This is a genomic window from Flavobacterium sp. KH_001, from assembly GCF_057840745.1.
This window is the reverse complement of sequence record NZ_CM174520.1, coordinates 2,146,436-2,168,073: the sequence shown is the minus strand read 5'-3', so window position 1 is coordinate 2,168,073 and position 21,638 is coordinate 2,146,436. Positions and strand designations below refer to the sequence as shown.

Annotated in this window: 17 protein-coding genes; 7 read left to right on the top strand and 10 right to left on the bottom strand. The window is 34.2% G+C overall.

All coding sequences use genetic code 11. The annotated features are described in order from the left end of the window. Positions 1 to 105: 105 nt before the first annotated feature. A complete protein-coding gene (locus AC3ITQ_RS09465; protein WP_489238329.1) occupies positions 106 to 1,251 on the top strand; it encodes a peptidogalycan biosysnthesis protein in 1,146 nt (381 codons plus the stop codon). A gap of 14 nt (positions 1,252 to 1,265) precedes the next feature. Here AC3ITQ_RS09465 and AC3ITQ_RS09460 read toward each other — a convergent pair whose 3' ends face one another. Next, entirely contained in the window at positions 1,266 to 2,135 is an 870-nt protein-coding gene (locus tag AC3ITQ_RS09460; RefSeq protein WP_489238327.1) for a diacylglycerol/lipid kinase family protein, read from the bottom strand. Positions 2,136 to 2,197: 62 nt separating this feature from the next. Here AC3ITQ_RS09460 and AC3ITQ_RS09455 point away from each other — a divergent pair, with 62 nt between their 5' ends. After that, positions 2,198 to 3,160 carry an App1 family protein phosphatidate phosphatase gene (locus tag AC3ITQ_RS09455; RefSeq protein WP_489238325.1) on the top strand — a complete coding sequence of 321 codons (963 nt, stop codon included), beginning with the start codon at positions 2,198 to 2,200 and terminating at the stop codon, positions 3,158 to 3,160. A gap of 267 nt (positions 3,161 to 3,427) precedes the next feature. On the opposite strand, the gene AC3ITQ_RS09450 is transcribed toward AC3ITQ_RS09455, so the two are convergent. Continuing rightward, the gene (locus tag AC3ITQ_RS09450; protein ID WP_489238323.1) at positions 3,428 to 5,341 is read right to left on the bottom strand and encodes an ABC-F family ATP-binding cassette domain-containing protein; all 1,914 of its coding nucleotides are present in this window, start codon (positions 5,339 to 5,341) and stop codon (positions 3,428 to 3,430) included. A gap of 66 nt (positions 5,342 to 5,407) precedes the next feature. Here AC3ITQ_RS09450 and AC3ITQ_RS09445 point away from each other — a divergent pair, with 66 nt between their 5' ends. After that, positions 5,408 to 5,791 carry a DUF983 domain-containing protein gene (locus tag AC3ITQ_RS09445; RefSeq protein ID WP_489238321.1) on the top strand — a complete coding sequence of 128 codons (384 nt, stop codon included), beginning with the start codon at positions 5,408 to 5,410 and terminating at the stop codon, positions 5,789 to 5,791. Between the two features lie 2 nt (positions 5,792 to 5,793). Here AC3ITQ_RS09445 and AC3ITQ_RS09440 read toward each other — a convergent pair whose 3' ends face one another. From AC3ITQ_RS09440 to topA, 8 genes are all read right to left on the bottom strand, one after another. Continuing rightward, positions 5,794 to 6,843 (bottom strand): NAD(P)/FAD-dependent oxidoreductase, encoded by a 1,050-nt coding sequence (locus AC3ITQ_RS09440; protein ID WP_489238319.1) that lies wholly within the window; start codon positions 6,841 to 6,843, stop codon positions 5,794 to 5,796. A gap of 75 nt (positions 6,844 to 6,918) precedes the next feature. After that, positions 6,919 to 7,902: a type IX secretion system ring subunit PorN/GldN gene (gene porN / locus AC3ITQ_RS09435; RefSeq protein WP_489238918.1), complete on the bottom strand. Its 984-nt coding sequence runs from the start codon at positions 7,900 to 7,902 to the stop codon at positions 6,919 to 6,921. 260 nt (positions 7,903 to 8,162) lie between these two features. Beyond that, entirely contained in the window at positions 8,163 to 9,152 is a 990-nt protein-coding gene (gene porN / locus AC3ITQ_RS09430) for a type IX secretion system ring subunit PorN/GldN (protein WP_072975221.1), read from the bottom strand. 44 nt (positions 9,153 to 9,196) lie between these two features. Further along, positions 9,197 to 10,735, bottom strand: coding sequence for a type IX secretion system motor protein PorM/GldM (gene porM / locus AC3ITQ_RS09425; RefSeq protein ID WP_489238317.1), 1,539 nt, complete (start codon positions 10,733 to 10,735; stop codon positions 9,197 to 9,199). Between the two features lie 52 nt (positions 10,736 to 10,787). Continuing rightward, a complete protein-coding gene (gene porL, locus AC3ITQ_RS09420) occupies positions 10,788 to 11,435 on the bottom strand; it encodes a type IX secretion system motor protein PorL/GldL (protein ID WP_072975224.1) in 648 nt (215 codons plus the stop codon). 61 nt (positions 11,436 to 11,496) lie between these two features. Next, entirely contained in the window at positions 11,497 to 12,894 is a 1,398-nt protein-coding gene (gene porK / locus AC3ITQ_RS09415; RefSeq protein ID WP_194658322.1) for a T9SS ring complex lipoprotein PorK/GldK, read from the bottom strand. Positions 12,895 to 13,157: 263 nt separating this feature from the next. Continuing rightward, positions 13,158 to 14,309, bottom strand: a complete 1,152-nt coding sequence (locus tag AC3ITQ_RS09410) for a formimidoylglutamase (RefSeq protein WP_489238314.1) — start codon at positions 14,307 to 14,309, stop codon at positions 13,158 to 13,160. 3 nt (positions 14,310 to 14,312) lie between these two features. After that, the gene (gene topA / locus AC3ITQ_RS09405) at positions 14,313 to 16,829 is read right to left on the bottom strand and encodes a type I DNA topoisomerase (RefSeq protein WP_489238312.1); all 2,517 of its coding nucleotides are present in this window, start codon (positions 16,827 to 16,829) and stop codon (positions 14,313 to 14,315) included. 809 nt (positions 16,830 to 17,638) lie between these two features. Between topA and miaB the strand changes: the two genes are divergently transcribed. The 4 genes from miaB (at position 17,639) to AC3ITQ_RS09385 (ending at position 21,613) form a co-directional block, all read left to right on the top strand. Next, on the top strand, positions 17,639 to 19,084 hold the full coding sequence (gene miaB / locus AC3ITQ_RS09400; protein WP_489238310.1) for a tRNA (N6-isopentenyl adenosine(37)-C2)-methylthiotransferase MiaB: 1,446 nt from the start codon (positions 17,639 to 17,641) through the stop codon (positions 19,082 to 19,084). Positions 19,085 to 19,180: 96 nt separating this feature from the next. Then, entirely contained in the window at positions 19,181 to 19,702 is a 522-nt protein-coding gene (locus AC3ITQ_RS09395) for a YcxB family protein (protein WP_489238309.1), read from the top strand. A gap of 48 nt (positions 19,703 to 19,750) precedes the next feature. Further along, positions 19,751 to 21,010: a sigma-54 interaction domain-containing protein gene (locus tag AC3ITQ_RS09390; RefSeq protein WP_489238307.1), complete on the top strand. Its 1,260-nt coding sequence runs from the start codon at positions 19,751 to 19,753 to the stop codon at positions 21,008 to 21,010. 99 nt (positions 21,011 to 21,109) lie between these two features. Beyond that, positions 21,110 to 21,613, top strand: coding sequence for an LptE family protein (locus AC3ITQ_RS09385; protein WP_375031393.1), 504 nt, complete (start codon positions 21,110 to 21,112; stop codon positions 21,611 to 21,613). Positions 21,614 to 21,638 lie beyond the last annotated feature (25 nt).

The following is a 21,638-nucleotide window of genomic DNA, read 5'->3' as shown; positions in this document are numbered from 1 at the left end:
AAAACCCGTTTGATATTCAATTTCAAACGGGTTTTCTTAATAATAACTTAAACCAGATCAGTTATTATAAATATTATCTAATTTTGAAAAAATTAGCTTCCACTTTTGACTACAACTTATTCTTTCGAAATATACAATAGCGCATCATTACTGCCTCAGGAATGGAATTCGCTTACTTCTGACAACATTTTTTTGACGCGGGAATATCTCACAGTTCTTGAAAATTCGTGTCCGGTAAATATGATTTGCCATTTCATAGGAATTTTTGAAGAAAAGAAACTTGTTGGAATTGCCATAACCCAATTTTTGTTTGCAGAAAAACTAGAGTCTTTTGGGGATCGCGATCAATGTTTAAAAACTTCAGTTCGTAATTTTGCATTTAAGAACTTCGCTTCACATGTTTTATTTGTTGGTAATAATATGCTAACAGGTCAGAATGCTTTTGCTTTTGATAAAAACATAAAGTTAGCAAAAGCAATTACAACACTTCATAAAGCGATTAATCAGCTTAAAAAAGAGTTGAAAGCGAAAGGTAAAAAAGTGCATATTACCAGTATAAAAGATTTTACGGAAACAGAAATTAAGCCATTACAAACTGAATTCAAAAACAATTATACGTTTTCAACACAGCCCAATATGATTTTCGAAATCAATGAAAACTGGAAAACGGAACAAGATTATATTGATGCTTTATCCAAAAAATACCGCGATCAATACAAGCGCGCCCGCAAAAAAGCTGATGGAATTGTTAAACAGAAAATGTCCTTAAATGATATCCTAAAATACGAAGACATCATTTATGATCTCTATTTTCACGTTGCAAAAAATGCACCTTTCAATACTTTCTTTTTAGCCAGAAATCATTTTAGCTTTTTTAAGGAAATCATGAAAGATGATTTTTTACTGTATGGTTATTTTTTAGATGGAAAACTAATCGGCTTCAACACTTTAATAAAAAATGGAGCTATAATGGACACGTATTTCCTGGGTTATGATGAAAGTATCCAACGCGAGAAAATGCTGTATTTAAACATGCTTTACGACATGATTGCGTATTCTATCAATAAGGGTTTTAGAGAAATTGTTTTCGCCAGAACCGCACTTGAAATCAAAAGTTCTGTTGGTGCAAAACCTTTAAAAATGTATGGTTTAATTACACACAGTAATTCTTTAATCAATCACAATATTGCCCGATTTTTTAATTATCTGGAACCTAAAACAGATTGGCAGGAACGTAATCCGTTTAAATAGTAAACTATCAAAGTTTACGGAATGGCAATTTTCATCTGCTTGTGCAGAATATGAATTTCTAAGTCCGTTTGCGCTCCGCAGTATTCGCCATCAATCTGAAAACTTACCGGATAGTCTGTTTTTATAGTGGCTTTCTCTGTTGAGATAATTACAACGTCTTCTGTATCAATTGGCATGTTACCGGTTATAATTTTTCCGATTAAAAGCAAATCAAGGTTTTTTAAAATAATCAACTCAAATTTACCATCATTCATCGCACCATTCGGATTGATCACTACACCCGTTCCGTACTTTTGAGAATTAGCAATCACAATCATTCTTGCCGTATGCTCGACAATTTCATTATTTGCGGAAATCGTAGCCAAAAAAGGTTCGTTAGAATCTTTTAGCGTTGTAAATGCCTGCAGCGCATAACCCCAAATTCCACGTAAATCGCCCTCTTCATAATTCTTTACCAAATCAGCATTAAGACCAATATCGCTTAAATGAATACTTTTTTTACCGTTGATACAAATCATATCCATTTCGATATAACGATTCAAAAAAGCAATTTTCAGATTTTCTTCAATCGTCGCTGGCAAATTTAAATCAACAGATAATCCGTTTGCAGAACCTGCTGGAAGGATTCCTATAATTACATCGTGTTCTTCCATTGCCTCAGCCACCATTTTTATGGTTCCGTCGCCACCTGCAACTATAATTCGTTCCGGTTTATATTGATTATAAAGCGTTTGTATGTTTTTTTGATCACTTTTACCGGTAGTTTCATAAACCTCCAGATCAAAACGATTTGTTGTTGCAAACTCCTGAACGGCTTCAATTAAATCGGATTTATCAAGGTCTCCGGATATAGGGTTTACTACAAATATGATATTCTTTTTCAAAATTTTATTTTTAAAGTCAATTAAAATAATTAATTTACAACATATATAAATATACGTAATTAATGAAACCTATACTACAATTATATCGCGGTTATGCCAATGAACAAGAATTAATTGTGATGGGGCATGTATTTAAGAGAACGTATGAATATGATTTTCAGAAGAAAAATTTTAAAAACGCTACTTCTATTATCAATCAGTTTAGAATAAAAACAATCAAAAATTTTGATGTTTATCTTAAACTTGGCAATCTGGAAATCCACACCAAAACGCTGGACGACGGTTATTTTAAATTTTGTATTCCGCTCGAAAAAGAATTTAATTTTGGATGGATGGAATATGAAGTGAGCATAAAATACAAATCGGAAATAATAACGACAGTAGGTAGTTTTATTAGGCCTCACACCGGAAATCTGGGAATTATCTCTGACATTGATGATACCTTTTTGATTTCACATACCAGAAATGTCTTCAAAAAAATGTACATTCTTTTATTTAAAAATGTAAATGACAGAAAGGTTTTTAAAGATGTTGTTCCGCACTATCAGGCCTTGAGTTCGGCTGGAAGAAATAATAAAGAAGAGGAAAATGCTTTTTTTTACATCTCTAGCAGCGAATGGAATTTGTACCGGTTTATTGTAAAGTTTACCAAAATACATAAGTTGCCAAGAGCTGTTATTTTATTAAAAGATATTAAACGTGGCATTACTGATTTCTTCATGAGCGGAAGAGGTAATCACAATCATAAATTTGATAAGATAAAACATGTTTTGGAATTTTATCCGAATCTTAAATATGTTTTATTGGGAGATGATTCACAGCATGATCCATTTTTATACGAACAAATCTGCAAAATTTTTCCTGTCACTGTAAAAGCAGTTTACATAAGACAAACAGGAAAATTTCAAAAAAATTCTACGAAAGCTATTTTGAAAAATTTAGAAAACCTGGAAGTTTCGGTCTGCTATTTCAAAGATAGCAGCCAGGCGATTATGCATTCGAAATCGATTGGGATTATTAAGTAGTTCTGTTTGCTAATACTGTGCGTGTATTGGCACGCGATGACGCGGATTGTAGCGGATTTAATTTACAGACTAAAAAATCCTGATACAAAAAAATTCAATTAAAACCGATTGTCCTAGCCCAGATTGAAGTGTAAAGCCCGGAGCAAAAAAAGCCAATTTTTCTTGCCGGAAAACAGCGACCAACGGAAGCTCGTTTTATGGCTTAGAAAAATTAGCTTTTTTGTGAGGACTTGAAACGAAAAGCTGGATTAGCTCCTGAAAATCATCTTAACCATTAAAATTATCAATTTCTTCCTGAACGATTTCCCAATCTAAAAGTAATTGATCCAAGTCTGCTTTCTTTTTATTGTATGCGGTAAAAAATGAAGCATCTTCGATGTGTTTATCATAATTAGAAGCCAACATTTTATCGTCATGCTGAATGTCTTTTTCCAGTTGTTTGATTTGACTTTCAACTTTGCTTAAACGATTTTGAAGCGCTTTTCCTTTTTTCTGATCTTCGTACGATGCTTTGTTTGTCTCTTTTGGAGCAGCAGCTTTGGCAACATCTTTTTTCTCGACTTCACGCATGTTTTCAAGATTGCGTTGTTCCAAGAAATAGTTGATATCACCCAAATATTCTTTAATTTTTTGATCTTTGAATTCGTAAACGATATTCGACATTCCCTGAAGGAAATCCCTGTCGTGAGAAACTAATAATAAGGTTCCACCAAATTTTTGAAGTGCCGCTTTCAATACATTCTTAGATTTAATATCTAAGTGATTCGTAGGCTCATCCATCAGCAAAACGTTGATTGGCTGCAATAATAACTTACAAAGTGCCAAACGGTTACGTTCACCTCCAGAAAGTACTTTTACCTTTTTCTCGACATCGTCACCACGGAACAAAAATGATCCTAACATATCACGAACTTTAGAACGGTTCGTGTCCATTGCAGCATCTTCCATGGTCTGAAGCAAAGTAATTTCACCATCAAGATATTCAGCCTGATTTTGAGCAAAATATCCTAACTGCACATTGTGTCCCAGTTTGATATTACCCTGATATTCAAATTCATTTACGATGGCTTTAATAAAAGTTGATTTTCCCTGACCATTCTGCCCCACAAAAGCAATTTTACTTCCGCGTTCTACCAGTAAATCAATATCCTTCAAAATAACTTTATCGCCGTAAGCCTTCGTTACATGTTCGGCTTCAACCACTACTCTTCCCGGTTCTTTTGAAACTGGAAACGAAATATTCATTACCGAATTGTCGTCTTCATCAACTTCAATTCGTTCTACTTTATCTAATTTTTTAATCAACGATTGCGCCATAGAAGCTTTAGAAGCTTTTGCACGGAATTTCTCGATTAATTTTTCTGTTTCTTCAATTTTCTTCGCCTGATTCTTTTGAGTCGCCAATTGCTTTTCACGAATTTCATGACGCAATTCTAAATATTGGGAATAAGGCTTATTAAAATCGTATGCTTTTCCTAACGAAATTTCGATTGTACGATTGGTAACATTATCAAGGAACATTTTATCGTGCGATACAATTACCACAACACCAGGATAATTACGAAGGAAACTTTCTAACCAAATGATACTTTCGATATCTAAGTGGTTGGTTGGCTCATCCAGAAGCAATACATCATTTGACTGCAATAATAGTTTAGCTAACTCGATACGCATTCTCCAACCTCCTGAAAATGTTTCCGTTTGATTATTGAAAACCTCTCTTTTGAAACCAAGTCCTAAAAGAATTTTCTCTGTATCTCCCACATAATTATAACCTCCAAGAAGATCAAAACGATGTGTATAATCAGATAAATCTTCAATGATTTTACTATATTCTTCACTCTCATAATCGGTTCTGGTAACCAATTGATGATTGATTTCTTCTAATTTTTTTTCTACAATCTTGATTTCAGTAAAAGCTTCATAAGCTTCTTCTAATACAGTTCTTCCTTGTTCAAAATCGATATCCTGACGTAAAAATCCCATTCGGATATCTTTCTCCTGTGAGATAACTCCAGAGTCAGGAGCAAAATCTCCCGCTAACATTTTAAGCATTGTAGACTTACCTGCCCCGTTTTTACCAACAAGACCAACCCGGTCACCGGCGCCTAAACGAAAAGTAACTTCTTCAAATAAATATGTTCCACCAAAAGAAACTGAAAGATTGTGTATATTAAGCATAATTTGTGACTATTGTTACAAGCAGTAAAGGTTTAAAAAATGTACCTTTGTTTAAATTTTTTGCAAATGTTAAAAAAAGGATCCAAACTAAATAGTATTTTAACAGGAAGTTGTCCAAAATGTCAAAATGAGAGCATGTATTTGGACAAAAATCCGCTTCATTTGACTAAAGTTCTCAAAATGAACGAAAATTGCAGTCATTGCGGTTTAAAATATCAAATCGAACCTTCGTTTTTTTACGGTGCAATGTATGTAAGTTATGGGCTAAATGTTGCTGTAGGAATTGCAGCTTTTATTGTTTCATTTGTTTTCTTTGGAGCTTCAATTGAGAAATCGTTTTTAGCGATCGTTATATCCCTAATTGTATTATTTCCTTTTGTTCTACGCCTTTCAAGAAACTTGTACATTAATATGTTTGTTTCGTACGATCCAAAGGCCGGAAAAAAATAATCCTATTTTCTTTTTTTATAGAAACGCTGAATGTCTATTGTAGGATCTAAAGGTTTGTTGTTTTCTATATAATCGAATAAGTCCTTTGCCATTGCTGGTCCGAGCATTACGCCACGGGTACCTAAACCATTTAACAAATGTAACGGGCTGTATTTATCATGTGTCCCTATTATAGGCCTTCTATCACGAACTGTTGGCCTTACTCCCCCAAAATGAGAAACAATTTCGAAATCGCAATTGATAATTTCCTCAATACGCTCAACTAATTCGGCTTTTCCTTCTTCCGTTGGATCATCCGTTTTGTCTTTCCAATTGTATGTCGCGCCTACTTTGAACAAATGATCCCCTAAAGGTAAAATAAAGACGCTGGTGTTCACAATTACATCTAAATCTAGTTCTGGTGCTTTTATAATAAAGAGTTCCCCTTTGGTACCATCTAACGGCAAATCCTGAAAAAATGGATTGGCATGTAATCCAAAACCTTCGGCAAATATTATATGTTTAGCTTTGATGCCTTTGTATTCTACATGATCATCACTTACTACCAAAGTATCGTGTTGAAATGATTCCTGCAGCAATAATTTATTTTCCATTAAATACGCCTGATACTTATCAAGTAAAAGTGATGTATCAACATAACCAGTATGCAAAACTTCACCATAATCAAAAGGAGAATCTATTCCGAAATACTTTTTGAAGATTAATTTAGTCGAAAGAAACGGAGCTAACAGCGGTTTATCTGAAGCTGCAAACCAGTTATTCTGTTCTTCAATAGAGAAAAACTTTCTAAGAATTGGAAGTTTAAAATTTACCTTCGCTTCTAGTTTAGCTTCAATAGTACTGTAGAAATCTTCCATCAAAACCAATTGTTCCTCTGCTTTCCAGACTTCGCTAAAGCGTTTTAAAATAACAGGATTATACAATCCGCCAGCAACTCTGGATGATATTTGAGATTTGTCATCTACCACTAAAATAGATTTGTTGTTTTTAAGGGCAATTTCAACAAAAGAAATCCCGGCTAATCCAGATCCGACAATTATATAATCTAACATGCAGTATAGGTAAAAAATAAAAAAACTCTTACTACAAAGGTACTAAGAGTTTTTGTTATAATGTAATTTAGGCACTTAGTAGTTCCACATATCCTGTTCGAAATTACGAATCTTCTCTTTTACTCTCTCAGATTCTAATAACTGACTTTGGGCATCATCTTTAATATAATCTTTTATCTCCCGATCTCCATATACATTTTCCTCTCTATAAATAATTGAATTAAAACGTCTGGAATTTAGGATCTGATCAAATGAAATATTGGCTGCCGAATTTTCAATAAACGCTTTTGCCTCATGTAAAACATCCCTTGCATTAGGAAAGAAAACCCAAAATAACTCGATATAATCTTTCTCGTCACTGTTCATTGTATACACATCAGGGGTCACAGGACAAATACCTATTAGACGATACTTCAATTCACTTTGACGTTTATCAAAATACCAGTATCCTTTAATTTTGTATTGTGTAACATCCTGAGCTGTTAAATCCTGCTTCAGTATATACTCAGAAGGAACTGTTCTTGTAGCTCCAACTGTCTCATCAACATAAGTTACGACTTTCTTTTTACCAGTACCCGTAACTATTTTTTTCTTCACAACGTGCGTTTTGTAGTCATCGGGGTATTGGTTAATTAATTCTCTACCGGCATCTGTGGTATCAATACGCGATAATGATCCTTGTATGTCTTTTATAGATTTTTTAGTATTGAAATAACTGTCTGTATAAACTTCAGTTATTCTTCCACTCCTAATCGCTTTAGTCAAAACATCGTAAAGAGAGCGCCTATCTGAACCAATGTTAGCTGTATCTACAGGAAAATATAATGGAAAATTGATTTTCTCATTTAAGTCAATAATCTCCCATGTAGTTTTTCCCATCAAAACATCTCTGTCATTGACATACCCATAAGCCAATGGCTTATCATTATCAGATATTAACCGGGCAGGAGGCTTTTTACCTATTTGATCAGCTGTTTTTGCATTCAGCAAATTAGATTGCGAGCTCGCGGTAACGCATACCATAAAAACAATAGGCAACAAAAAACTTTTCATCTTCATCATCATATAAATTATTTATAATTGACTCAACGAAGTTTTAATTATTTTATTGTATTTTTCCTACAAAAAATAAATTCAAGAACAGATGAATAGCTTTCAAAGGTAAAGTCCAACAAGAAATTACTTAATTTCTAAATTAAACTCAATCGACAAACTAAACTTTCTATCCTCTTACAAATAGTTCAAAGCAAAATTGATAAAATAAAAAAACTCTTACTACAAAGGTAGTAAGAGTTTTTATTATATTGTAATATAGATACTTAGTAGTTCCACATATCTTGTTCGAAATTACGAATCTTCTCTTTTACTCTTTCAGATTCTAACAATTGGTTTTGTGCATTATCTTTCATGTATTCTTTGATCTCACGATCTCCGTACAAGTTTTCTTCTTTATAGATTACTGCATTAAAACGTCTTGAATTTAAGATCTGATCGAATGAAATTGGCAATGCTGAATTATTGTCATTAAAAGCTTTTGCTTCATGTAATGCTTCTCTAGCATTCGGGAAGAAAACCCAAAATAACTCGATATAATCCTTCTCATCACTGTTCATCGTATAAACGTCAGGAGTAACTGGACAAATTCCAAGTAAACGATATTTCAATTCACTTTGACGTTTGTCAAAATACCAGTATCCTTTAATTTTATATTGTGTAACGTCCTGAGCAGTTAAATCTTGCTTTAAGATATACTCAGAAGGAACTGTTCTTGTAGCTCCTACTGTCTCATCAACATAAGTTACTACTTTCTTTTTACCAGTACCAGTAACGACTTTTTTCTTCACAACGTGAGTTTTGTAGTCATCTGGATATTGGTTGATAAGTTCTCTACCAGCATCAGTTGTATCAATACGAGATAATGATCCTTCGATGTCTTTCATAGATTTTTTAGTATTGAAATAACTGTCAGTGTAAATTTCAGTTACTTTACCACTTTTGATGGCTTTCGTCAAAACATCATAAAGAGAACGTCTATCTGAACCAATATTAGCTGTATCTACTGGAAAATATAATGGAAAGTTGATTTTTTCATTCAAATCAATGATCTCCCAAGTTGTTTTTCCCATCAAGACATCTCTATCATCTACATAACCATAAGCCAATGGCTTATCGTTGTCTGAGATAAGTTGTGCAGGAGTCTTAAGTCCTATCTGATCTGGTGTTTTTGCATTAAGCAAATTCGATTGCGCATTAGAAGCGAAACCGCCTGCGATAGAAACTATAGCTATTAAAAAATTTCTTACTTTCATCATGATATCATTATAAGATATTGAACGTAGTTTTACCTACTTTATTATTGTATTTCGTAAATTACCGGAGCAGTACGTGGCAATAAATAACTACCAGCTCCAACAAGTTTAGTTTTAATTTCAGAAATAGTAACCTGATCTCCTCTTCCAGCTTTAGAAAGAACTGATTTACATTGTGCATTTAATCTGTTACCGTTAACAACAACTGTAGGTTGCCCAGCAATTTTCAAGTTAAATCCAACAACATCTAAACCAACTTCAAAATCAAAATCAAGTAATTTAGCACCAATAGTAGCAATCTCTAAGTTAGATTTAGGTCCTTTAACAACACCCATTTCTCCTCTAATTGTACCTGTTGGACCAGGAATACCTTTAATTCTGAATGATTTCTTATCTGTAACTTTATCACCGTTTGGTAAAGTCCCTGTAACTGAAATTGTAGTTTCAGTACCTGAACCAGGGCTCATGTTATATTTACCAGGTTTTCCAGCAGAAGCTAAACCTGGAGCACTTGCAACAATTTTGTTAGCATCAACACCAGCGAATGAAACAGAGATAGGGTTAACAACACCTCTATAAACAACATTCATTTTATCAGCAGAAATAGTAGCTGAATTTGGTTTTGGTACTACAACGTATGTTCCTTTAAATTTCAAAGGAATGTTTTTTCCATCCTCTAGGAACGTAAATTGTCCATTGATATCCTGTTCTCCAACACCACCAGCAGTTAATGAAATAACAGCTTGTCCGTTAACGATTTGTCCAGGTCCCTGGAAAGAAGTTGGTTTAGTGTTTTCGTCATAACGGCCTAAAACTACCTTACCTGTAACTTTCTCACCTTGGAAGTAAGCATTTTTATCTAAAACAACAATTGCCTGGTAATTGCTATAAGAAGCAGCAGCAACTGCAGCTTTTCCTAAAGCAGCACTGTATACATCAGATTCCGCTTTTTGAACGTCATTTTGCCAAGCTGAAAGTTTAGCCAATGAAGCAACTGCAGGGAAACCTTTGAAGTGGTAAGCTAAATACTTATCTTTTAAACCTTCTTTATTTTTTACATCAGAAACGTCAAATTTCTTTTCAATCTCAGCAACAATAGCAGCATATTTTTTATCTGCTAAAGCAGCTTTCATAGCAGTTTTATATGCCTCGATATGAGCGATAATGTCATTTCCTTTTGCAGTATATCCTTCTCCTGTAAACCAGTTGTCGATATTATCACCTTTGTCCATAGACTCATAAGGTAATTTACCAGTTTCTTTGTCAGATTCAAATCCTTTTAAAACATCACCTTTCAAAGATCCGATGTATGCGTAAAATTCTTTTGAAGCTGTTTCAACTTTATGAGCAGTAACTGCAGCGATAGCGAATTCTCCTTTTGCTTCAGCCGCTTTTTGATCTAAAGACATCAATAAACTAGCATTTGATTGTTCAGAAGAAGTGTTAGCGCTTTCAAATTTTTCATTCATTAATCCAAAAGCAGATAAAACTTCTTTGGACATATTCATTGCTAACATTGCGATGAAAACCAGGTACATCAGGTTAATCATCTTCTGTCTAGGGGTTAATTTTCCTCCTGCCATTTTTTTCTAATTAGTTCTTATTAATAAATTTAATATAATAGTTAAAAACTAATTATCCTTTGTTACTCATTGCAGAAAGCATACCACCATAAACACTGTTTAAAGAAGCAATGTTTGCAGTCATTGATTGCATTTGTTCTTTTAATTTAGAAGCATTTTCAGCAATTTCGCTGTTTGCTTGTGCATTTCTTGAAGCACTTTCTAATTGTACTTTGTATAAGCTGTTTAATGACTCCATTTGTGCAGCAGCCATAGACATTTCTTCAGCATATTTCTTTTGTCCTGCAATAGAATCTACTGTTGGAGAGATAGCTTTTGCAGCTCCTTCGAAGTTTTTAATTGAATTTCCTAAGCTTGACATTAATTCTCCGTCAATTTTAGCTTCTTTCAACATAGCATCTAATTTTTGAGACAACAATCCTTGGGCGTCAGTTGGAGTCTCTACTTTGTCAGCTTTTTTTCTAGCCTGACCATTAGCTAATTCCGGGTAAACAAGAGTCCAGTCTAATTCTTCATCTACTGGTTCGAAAGCAGAAAGAGCAAAGATTAACGCCTCAGTTACTAATCCAATTGAAAGCATCAACGTTCCTGTTAACGGTCCGATTTCAAAGTGTGTAATTTTGAATAATGCTCCAATGATTACTACTGCCGCTCCCATACCATAAGCGAAATTCATTGCTTTTTTACTTAATAATGCCATAATACTTTTTTTTAGGTTTTAATAAAATAGATTTGATTTGGTTATTGAATTTAATTGTAATTTACTTTTTCTTTTTGCCTCCTGTTACCTGAGTTCCCATGTAATCTTGTACAGTTCTGAAACCAATATAACTTCTTGCAGAGTCGGCATATTCGTGATCACGTGTACTTACCTGTAGGAAGTAAGCAACGTCTTTCCAGGAACCACCACGAACTACTTTTCTTTGATTGTTTCCATCGATAACGTTTGGATTCATCGTTGAAACATATTCATATGCATTTGGATTGTAAGCTGAATCTGTCCACTCTGAAACGTTTCCTGCCATGTTGTACAATCCATAACCGTTTACATCGTAAGATTTAGCTTCTACTGTATACAAAGCCTCATCAGCAGCATAATCTCCTCTGCTTGGTTTGAAGTTTGCTAAGAAACATCCTCTGTCACTCTTAGTATAAGGACCTCCCCAAGGGTAAGTTGCAGACTCCAGACCTCCTCTTGCAGCATACTCCCATTCTGCCTCTGTAGGTAATCTGAAAGCATTTACTAAGTCACGTCCTTTTTTCTTAGATTTAATGTAACTGTTTTTGTTTAAAGTTCTCCATGCACAGAAAGCTTTAGCTTGTTTCCATGTCACACCCACTACAGGATAATCTCCGTAAGCTTTGTGCCAGAAATAATCATTATGCATTGGCTCATTGTATGAATATGCGAAATCCTTAATCCAAACTGTTGTATCAGGATAAACACTAACTTGTTCTGTTTTAACGAAGTCTTTTCTTTTTCCAACTTTAGCTTTTGCAGCAGCCTGAATATCCATCCAAGAATAACGGAATTTCAATTTATTTACATCAATTGTTCTCAAACCATTGTATGATTCTTCAATTGGCAAATACATGGAATCCATTACTTCAGTGTAATACTCATCTGGATAAGCTTTTGTATCTTTAATTAACTTAACTTTTTTGTTTAATTTTCTACCAGCATACGGATCATCTTTCGTTCCTACACTATAGTAGTTATCATACATGTATTTATCATAAGCCGTCATTTTATCTGGCTCAGAATCATTAAATGCATAATCAGCGATACTACCGCCTTTACTACCTTTATCACCAGTAGCTTTTTGTCCTGTTTCATCAGCCAAAATAGCCAAACGAACTCTCATTGTAGAGTCTTTTACCCACTCCACAAACTGACGATACTCGCTATTTGTGATCTCAGTTTCATCCATGTAAAATGAACGAACTGTTACCGTTTTAGTTGGAGCGTCTTCTACATTAGCTAAATCAGCATCTGATTTACCCATAATAAAGGATCCACCTGGAACTAATGTCATTCCATAAGGTTTCTCAGGATGCCATTTCCCTCCTGTAACACCAACTAACTCACCCTTGTCACCTGACTTACCACAGCCGATTACTAGTGTTAATATTGCTGCAAATGCAAAAAACTTCTTCATATAAATTTGGGATTATCTATTCATTATTATAAGTCCGTAAACGTATTTATTATTTATCTAAAAAACAATACTAGTTGCGAAATTTATTTTACCGTTCAAAAATAATGTTAAATAAAATAAAAAAAAAATATTTTATCGACAAACTAACATAAAAAATCGACGTAAAACGTTAAATTTTAAACTATATAAATATTTTCTTACTAAAGTATCTTAAATTATTTTTGATAATTTTAAAAATTTAAGATTTTTATTAAAATTATCTTTTATAAAGCATTTTTTCTCTGTGCTTTCCACCATCTTTCTGGCAATTCTTGGTTACAAGCGCACAAATATTCGTCGTATGAACACGGTAATAACGTATTTCTTTTCAATTTATTGTTTCCATTCGACACAAAGGGAATTTCGATCCACCAACGGTCTGTTTTGTCACTTTTATAAAAAATCAGCTCTTCGTCTTCCAGCGGCACAATGTATTTCAAATAGTTCGTTCTGCTACCAAATGGATATTCTTTAGAGCGGTAATGATAACCCTCTATAAAGTACCAGACAATCTGAGCCATCATAGTCGATTCGTGTACCGTACTATTGTGATTAAAGATTCCAAATGATGAAACTTTATCACTAATTCCTGCATATCTTGCTAAAGAACAAATCTCTTTTCCGTTGAAACCATTAGGCTCAAAAGTAACAGTATTTCCTGAAGCTGAAGACTTTACCGAATTCAAATCAATACTTACCAAATCAGCATCTCTAAAAACTGGCTCTGCCAAAGCAATCTTATTTGAAATCTCACCTAAACGATAGGCATCAAAGAACAATTTCTCAATCAAATCAATTTCTTCCTGCGAGTTGTAATAAGTCTGATATCCTATATTACAATAGTTAAACAGGTTATTTGGCTCATCTATAATAATTTTAGTCAAATATGAATTAGCAGAAACTGTTTCATTTTCTTTACCAAAATCAAATCGATTATCAACAGCAACCATGTTTACCATTTGCTCTAAATCATCGTACGCACGATACAAAGCATAGGTTAAATCCTGCGAACCTCCCAGGACTATAGGAATCACTTTATTCTTGATTAAAGCAGCAGTCACCTTTTTTAATGCGAAGTAACTATCCTCTACAGAATCTCCTGCAAGAATATCGCCCAAATCCGCAATAGAAGCATCCCAATTACCAGGAAACATACTATAAAGCTTTTTACGAACAGCAGTCAGGTTAACTTCATTAACCATATTGATATTCCTGCGATCTTCTAAAACACCTACTATAGCTATCTGCACCTTGCTAATGTCAGGGAATTGATCCTGAGTATGCAAGACAATCTTACTACCCAATTCTTGTGAAGACAACGAACTAATGAATTGTAAAATTCCGTCGTTAACTGGTTCTAGAAAATCAAATTCCATTTATTATTTCTTTTTAGCAGCTGGTTTTTTAGCTGGAGCTTTCTTTGCTGTTGTTGCTTTTTTTGCTGGTGTTTTCTTTGCCGGAGTCTTTTTGGCGATCATTTCCTGAACTTCAGCCAATGTTAATTTCGTTGCATCAACATCTTTACTTAATTCAATTTTAATCTTTCCTTTTGTAATGACAGAACGACCCCAACGTGCTTTTTCAACAAGAATTCCTTCGTCTTCCCAATTGTGAAGCACTTTATCAATATTTTTTTGTAATTTATCTTCAATCAATTCTTCAACATCCGCTTGCGATAAATTATCAAAATTGTATTTTTTACTCACATTTACAAAAAGACCATTCCATTTGATGAACGGACCAAAACGCCCCACTCCTTTTTGAACTGCTTCTCCTTTGTAAACTGCAATTGGTGCATCAGCCAAAGCTTTTTCATCAATTAATTCCTGAGCTCTTTCTTTTGTAACTGCTAGTGGATCTTCTCCTCTTGGCAGTGAAATAAAAACACTTCCATGACGCACATAAGGTCCGTAACGTCCATTACTTACTTCAACTTCTTCTCCTTTATATTCTCCTAAGTTTTTAGGCAATAAAAATAAATTCAAAGCTTCTTCTAAAGTAATATTCCCAATATTTTGATCTGCCATTAAACTGGCAAACTTCTTATCTTCATCATCTGCTTCTCCAATCTGAGCCATAGGGCCAAATTTTCCTAAACGAACAGATACTTGTCTTCCATCTGCATCTTTACCCAGAATTCTTTCACCGCTTTCTCTTTCTGCATTTGCTTCAACATCTTTAACATTTGGATGAAACTTATCGTAGAATTCCTGCATCATGGTTGCCCAGTCAATATTCCCTTCTGCGATTTCGTCAAAATCCTGTTCCACTTTTGCAGTGAAATTATAATCAAGAATATTTCCGAAATTCTTAACAAGGAAATCAGTAACGATTGTCCCGATATCTGTTGGAACTAATTTTCCTTTATCAGAACCTGTATTTTCTTTCAGTAACTTCTCCCCTACTTTATCAGCTTGTAAAGTAAGTTGTGTATAATTACGTTCCAGACCTTCAAGTGTTCCTTTTTCAACATAGTTCCTGTTGATGATAGTCGAAATAGTTGGTGCGTACGTAGACGGACGACCAATTCCTAATTCTTCTAATTTTTTCACCAAAGAAGCCTCTGTATAACGTGCAGGTGGTCTTGAATATCTTTCTGTAGCTGTAATATAATTGTTAGCTAATTTTTCGTTTACTTTTAAGGCTGGCAACATTCCTTCTTGCTCTTCCTCGTCATCATCATGCCCTTCTAAGTACACTTTTAAGAAACCTTCAAAAAGTAAAACTTCTCCTGAAGCTGTAAAAATTTCACTGTGATTATTCGCTTCAATTTTTACGTTTGTTCTTTCTAATTGTGCATCGCTCATTTGAGATGCCAATGTTCTTTTCCAGATCAAATCATACAAACGAGCCTGATCGCGGTCAATGTTTACCGTGTGGCGCGACATATCAGTCGGACGAATGGCTTCGTGCGCTTCTTGTGCTCCTTTGCTTTTGTTAGCGAAAGTTCTCGGTTTAGAAAACTCTTTTCCGTATGATTTTATGATTTCAGCTTCAGCAGCATCCATTGCATCTTTAGAAAGATTCACACTATCCGTTCTCATATACGTAATAAGTCCGGCCTCGTATAAACGTTGTGCAAGCTGCATGGTGATTCCTACCGGTAAATACAACTTTCTTGCTGCTTCCTGTTGAAGTGTAGAAGTTGTAAAAGGTGCTGTTGGAGATTTTTTGGTAGGTTTAGTTTCTAAATCGGCTACCTTATATTTAGAACCGATGTTTTGTTTTAAGAAATCTTCGGCTTCTTTTTTTGTATTGAAATTTTTCGGCAATTTAGCTTTGAAAGCTTTTCCAGCCTCATTCACAAATTCTGCTACAATTGAATAACTTGCAACGGCATTAAAATTCTGAATTTCACGTTCTCTTTCTACAATCAAACGAACAGAAACAGATTGTACACGACCAGCAGAAAGTCCGCCTTTGATTTTTCTCCATAAAACCGGAGACAATTCGTAACCTACTAAACGGTCTAAAACACGACGTGCCTGTTGTGCATTTACTAAGTTATAATCAATTTCTCTTGGATTCTCGATTGCTTTAAGAATCGCTGATTTGGTAATTTCGTGAAAAACAATTCTTTTGGTTTTTTTAGTATCTAGTTTTAATTCTTCCGCCAAGTGCCATGAAATAGCTTCTCCTTCGCGGTCCTCATCACTTGCTAACCAAACCATTTCGGCATTTTTAGATAGTGTCTTTAGTTTACTTACCAGGGCTTTTTTATCAGGAGAAACTTCGTATTTAGGTTTAAATCCATTTTCTACATCTACTCCTATTTCTTTTGAAGGTAAGTCGGCTATATGTCCATAACTTGACTCGACCTGAAAATCACTTCCTAGAAATTTCTCTATCGTTTTCGCCTTTGCAGGTGATTCCACTATTACTAAATTCTTTGCCATTGATCTATTTTTCTGCAACAAAAGTAGAAGTTTTTTTTAAATATCAACCTTGATAATGCATTTTTGAGGTATTTTGATATTATGTTTCTAAAAATTGCAGATTTATCTGTAATCTCACCTATTATATATATAGGTATAATTTTAAATGGATGATGTATCAAGAATGTGCTTTTATTTAGAATTTTAGATTTCAGACTTTAGATTTTAGATTATTTAATCTACATGAATTTCGTGTACTAAATTTAACCGCAAAGGTCGCAAGGATTTATGCAAAGGTTGCCAAGCTTTAGTTAAACTGAAAAATTTCAGAGGAATTTCACAAAGCTTTGAGATGATTTTTACCTTTAATTTATGGATAAACATCTTAGATTTTAGGGTTATTTCTAGCCCAGATTGCAGTGTAAAGCCCGGAATAAAAAAAGCTAATTTTTCTTGCCAGAAAACAGCGACCGGAGGAAGCTCGTTTTATGGCTTAGAAAAATAGCTTGTTTTATGAGGACTTGAAACGGAAAGCTGGAATAGCTTCTTAAATAAAAATTTAACCACAAAGTCTACAAAGATTTACACAAAGTTCGCTAAGTTTTAATTTAAGCTGAAAAGTTTCAGAGGAAGTTCACAAAGCTTTGAGAATAACTTTAAGTTTTAATCTTCTGGTTAATATATTTTAAATTCCTTACTTACATTAAAAAAGATCTTTTACGGCCCCTACAGGTAGATCTAAAATCTTAACTCTAAAATCTAAAATCTTTTCTCTGCCATCTTGTCATATTTATACCTTTTGCGTTATCTTTGCACTTTGAAATTATACAATGGAAAAGATTATTGAAGAAAGCAAACAGGGCGAAAGTCTTGTTTTGGAGAATAAACCTGAGAATACTAAAAAACTTTTTATAGAAAGTTACGGTTGTGCGATGAATTTTTCGGACAGTGAGGTCGTAGCTTCTATTTTATCAATAAACGGATACAATACTACACAAACTCTTGAAGATGCTGATTTAGTTTTGGTTAACACCTGTTCCATTAGAGATAAGGCGGAACAAACTATTCGTAAACGTCTGGAGAAATATAATGCGGTAAAACGTATTAATCCAAAAATGAAAGTGGGCGTTTTGGGCTGTATGGCTGAGCGTTTGAAAAGTCAGTTTCTGGAAGAAGAAAAAATAGTCGATCTTGTTGTTGGCCCTGATGCTTATAAAGATTTGCCAAACTTATTGGCAGAAGTGGAAGAAGGCCGTGACGCCATCAATGTAATTTTATCGAAAGAGGAAACATACGGAGATATTTCGCCGGTTCGTTTGATGAGTAACGGAATTACAGCTTTGGTTTCAATCACACGTGGTTGCGATAATATGTGTACGTTTTGCGTTGTACCTTTTACACGAGGGCGTGAGCGTAGCCGTGAACCTCAGAGTATTATGTCTGAAATTCAGGATTTATGGGACAAAGGCTTTAAGGAAATTACACTTTTGGGACAAAACGTTGACAGTTACCTTTGGTACGGCGGCGGTCTGAAAAAAGATTTTGTAAACGCTTCAGAAATGCAAAAAGCAACTGCAGTAGATTTTGATCAATTACTGGAAATGGTTGCGGTTGGTTTCCCAAAAATGCGTATAAGATTTTCAACTTCTAATCCGCAGGATATGCATGAAAGTGTTTTGCATGTTATTGCGAAATATCCAAATATCTGTAAACACATTCACTTACCGGTTCAGTCTGGAAGTAACCGAATTTTAAAAGAAATGAATCGTCTGCACACTCGTGAAGAATACATGACCTTGATTGATAAAATCAGAACTATTATTCCGAATGCTTCGATTTCGCAAGATATGATTGCCGGTTTCCCAACAGAAACAGAGGAAGATCACCAGGATACCATGAGTTTGATGGAATACGTGAAATATAATTTCGGTTATATGTATTCGTATTCTGAGCGCCCGGGAACTTTGGCAGGAAGAAAAATGGAAGATGATGTTCCGGAAGAAACCAAAGCCCGAAGATTACAGGAAATTGTCGACTTGCAACAAAAACACGCCTGGTTTAGAAGTGAAGAATACATTGGGCAAGTTGTGGAAGTTTTAGTGGAGAAGGTTTCTAAAAAATCAAAAGAAGAATTCTCAGGAAGAAACTCTCAAAGTATTACGGTTGTTTTTCCAAAAGAAAACTATAAAATTGGAGATTTCGTAAATGTAAAAATTACAAGTTGTACTAGCGGAACTTTGAAAGGTGAAGCGGTAGGATATTCTGAAATGAATTAAATTGTTTCAGGTTTCAAGTTTCATGTTATTTACGTAACTTGAAATTTGAAATAGATTAATTTAAAAATATTAAAGCCTGAAGTTAAAAAAGCAAGAATGGATAAAGAAATTATTTTAAAACCTAGTTTCAGCATTAGGAGTTCAATGAAAGGAACGTACTATATCTTATACAAACCATTGCATATCGTTATTTTCTCTTTTTTATTGGCTGCGGCAATTTTTGGCATATCTGATTATTTTTTTAACATATTAGGCAATACGAATAAAACAAATCATGACTTTCCTTTTTTTGGTTTGGTTATTATTTTGCTTCCTTTTTTTATTTATTTATTAACGTATAGAGCTGTCAAAAAACAAATAAACGATAACCCGCGTATAAAAGAAGATATAACGTATATTTTTAATGTCGAATATTTTCAAGAAAAGGGAGAAACATTTGAAGTAAAACATTTTTGGAAAAACATTCTAAAAATTGTTGAAAAAAAAGACATGTTTTTATTCTATATAGGCAAAAACAGTGCGATGCTTTTACAAAAAACAGACCTACAAGACGATCAATACAACGAATTAAAACAACTTTTTAATTTGATAGATATAAAAAAGAGTTTAAAAGGTTAAGGCTTTCAACTTGAAACCTGAAACAAATAAAAACTTGAAACAAAACATATGGAAACAGTTCAAGCAATAAAACAACGATTTGAGATTATTGGGAATGACCCGAAATTAAATCGCGCCATTGAAAAAGCCATTCAGGTTGCTCCTACTGATATTTCGGTAATGGTAACTGGGGAAAGTGGTGTTGGTAAAGAAAATATTCCGAGAATCATTCATTCGCTTTCGCACAGAAAGCATGGTAAATATATTGCAGTAAACTGTGGAGCTATTCCAGAGGGAACAATTGACAGTGAACTTTTTGGTCACGAAAAAGGTGCCTTTACCGGGGCTACAAGCACACGTGAAGGTTATTTTGAAGTGGCTGACGGCGGAACGATTTTTCTTGACGAAGTTGGTGAATTACCATTAACAACTCAAGTTCGTTTACTTCGTGTTCTGGAAAACGGAGAATTCATAAAAGTAGGTTCGTCTCAGGTTCAGAAAACAAATGTTAGAATTGTTGCAGCAACCAATGTCAATTTATTTAATGCCATCGAAAAAGGAAAATTCCGTGAGGATTTATACTATCGTTTGACAACAGTCGAAATTACTTTGCCTCCGTTGAGAGAAAGAAACGAAGACATTCATTTGTTGTTCCGAAAATTTGTGGCCGATTTTGCACACAAATACAAAATGCCTCCGTTAAAATTGGATGATGACGCGGTGCAGCTTTTGCAAAAATTCAGATGGAATGGAAATATTCGTCAATTGCGAAATGTGGCCGAACAAATTTCAGTATTAGAAACGAATCGTGATATTACTCTTGCCACTTTACAATCGTATTTGCCAACAGAAGGAACTAACTTACCTTCTGTAATTAGCGATAAGAAAAAAGATAGTGACTTTAGCACCGAAAGAGACATTTTATACAAAGTCCTTTTTGATATGAAAAGTGATTTAAATGATTTGAAAAAACTGACTTTAGAACTAATGAAAAACGGAAGTTCCAAAGTGCAGGATATCAATCCTAATTTGATTCAGAAGATATACGGCTCACAGGAAAATGACAGTGAAATTGATTTTGAAGAAGAACCAAGGACGGCTGTTATGACACCTGCAGCCCGTGAAGATAATTATCGTATACAAGATGACAATAATTATTTGGACGCTGAAACCATTGAAGAAGAAGAGATTTTACGTTTAGAACAAAAAGAAATCGAAATGATTAAAAAATCATTAGAAAAAAACAAAGGAAAACGAAAAGCTGCGGCAGATGAATTGGGCATTTCGGAGAGAACTTTATATAGAAAAATTAAACAATTTGATTTGTAATTTGCCACAAAGGCACCAAGACACAAAATGTTTTTAAACGAAAATGAATATCTTTGACCGAGCGTCAGTAAAATGACAAAGCAATTCTTAAAACACAAAATGAAAAACTTAAAATATATTTTAATTCTGGTAATCGCTACAACTTTTAGTGGCTGCAACGTTTACAACTTTACAGGAACAGGAACAATCGATGCCAAAACTTTTCAGGTTAACTTTTTTCAGAACAACGCTGATTTAATTGAGCCTGGAATCGACAGACAATTTACACTGGCTTTGCAGGATTTGATTATGAATCAAACCAACTTAAACCTGGTAAGCAACAGCGGTGATTTAACGTACGAAGGTGAAATTGTAGATTACAGAATTACACCAATGACAGCAACTGCAGATCAACAGGCGGCACAAAACCGTTTGACGATTCGTGTAAATGTCAGGTTTACGAACAAAAAGAAAGAAACAGATGACTTCGAAAAAGGCTTTGAATTTTATTATGACTTTGCCGGAACATCACTACCAACAGGTTCTGTTTTGAACACAGCAATTACAACTATTTTTGAAAGAATCACCCAGGATATTTTCAATGAGTCATTGGCAAAATGGTAAAGAATGTTAATTTGTTGAATCGGTT

Coding starts and splice junctions, on each gene's coding strand:
- AC3ITQ_RS09455 (WP_489238325.1), top strand. CDS start 2,198: ATGAAACCTATACTACAATTATATCGCGGTTATGCCAATGAACAAGAA.
- AC3ITQ_RS09450 (WP_489238323.1), bottom strand. CDS start 5,341: ATGCTTAATATACACAATCTTTCAGTTTCTTTTGGTGGAACATATTTA.
- AC3ITQ_RS09445 (WP_489238321.1), top strand. CDS start 5,408: ATGTTAAAAAAAGGATCCAAACTAAATAGTATTTTAACAGGAAGTTGT.
- AC3ITQ_RS09440 (WP_489238319.1), bottom strand. CDS start 6,843: ATGTTAGATTATATAATTGTCGGATCTGGATTAGCCGGGATTTCTTTT.
- porN (WP_489238918.1), bottom strand. CDS start 7,902: ATGAAGATGAAAAGTTTTTTGTTGCCTATTGTTTTTATGGTATGCGTT.
- porN (WP_072975221.1), bottom strand. CDS start 9,152: ATGAAAGTAAGAAATTTTTTAATAGCTATAGTTTCTATCGCAGGCGGT.
- porM (WP_489238317.1), bottom strand. CDS start 10,735: ATGGCAGGAGGAAAATTAACCCCTAGACAGAAGATGATTAACCTGATG.
- porL (WP_072975224.1), bottom strand. CDS start 11,435: ATGGCATTATTAAGTAAAAAAGCAATGAATTTCGCTTATGGTATGGGA.
- porK (WP_194658322.1), bottom strand. CDS start 12,894: ATGAAGAAGTTTTTTGCATTTGCAGCAATATTAACACTAGTAATCGGC.
- AC3ITQ_RS09410 (WP_489238314.1), bottom strand. CDS start 14,309: ATGGAATTTGATTTTCTAGAACCAGTTAACGACGGAATTTTACAATTC.
- topA (WP_489238312.1), bottom strand. CDS start 16,829: ATGGCAAAGAATTTAGTAATAGTGGAATCACCTGCAAAGGCGAAAACG.
- miaB (WP_489238310.1), top strand. CDS start 17,639: ATGGAAAAGATTATTGAAGAAAGCAAACAGGGCGAAAGTCTTGTTTTG.
- AC3ITQ_RS09395 (WP_489238309.1), top strand. CDS start 19,181: ATGGATAAAGAAATTATTTTAAAACCTAGTTTCAGCATTAGGAGTTCA.
- AC3ITQ_RS09390 (WP_489238307.1), top strand. CDS start 19,751: ATGGAAACAGTTCAAGCAATAAAACAACGATTTGAGATTATTGGGAAT.
- AC3ITQ_RS09385 (WP_375031393.1), top strand. CDS start 21,110: ATGAAAAACTTAAAATATATTTTAATTCTGGTAATCGCTACAACTTTT.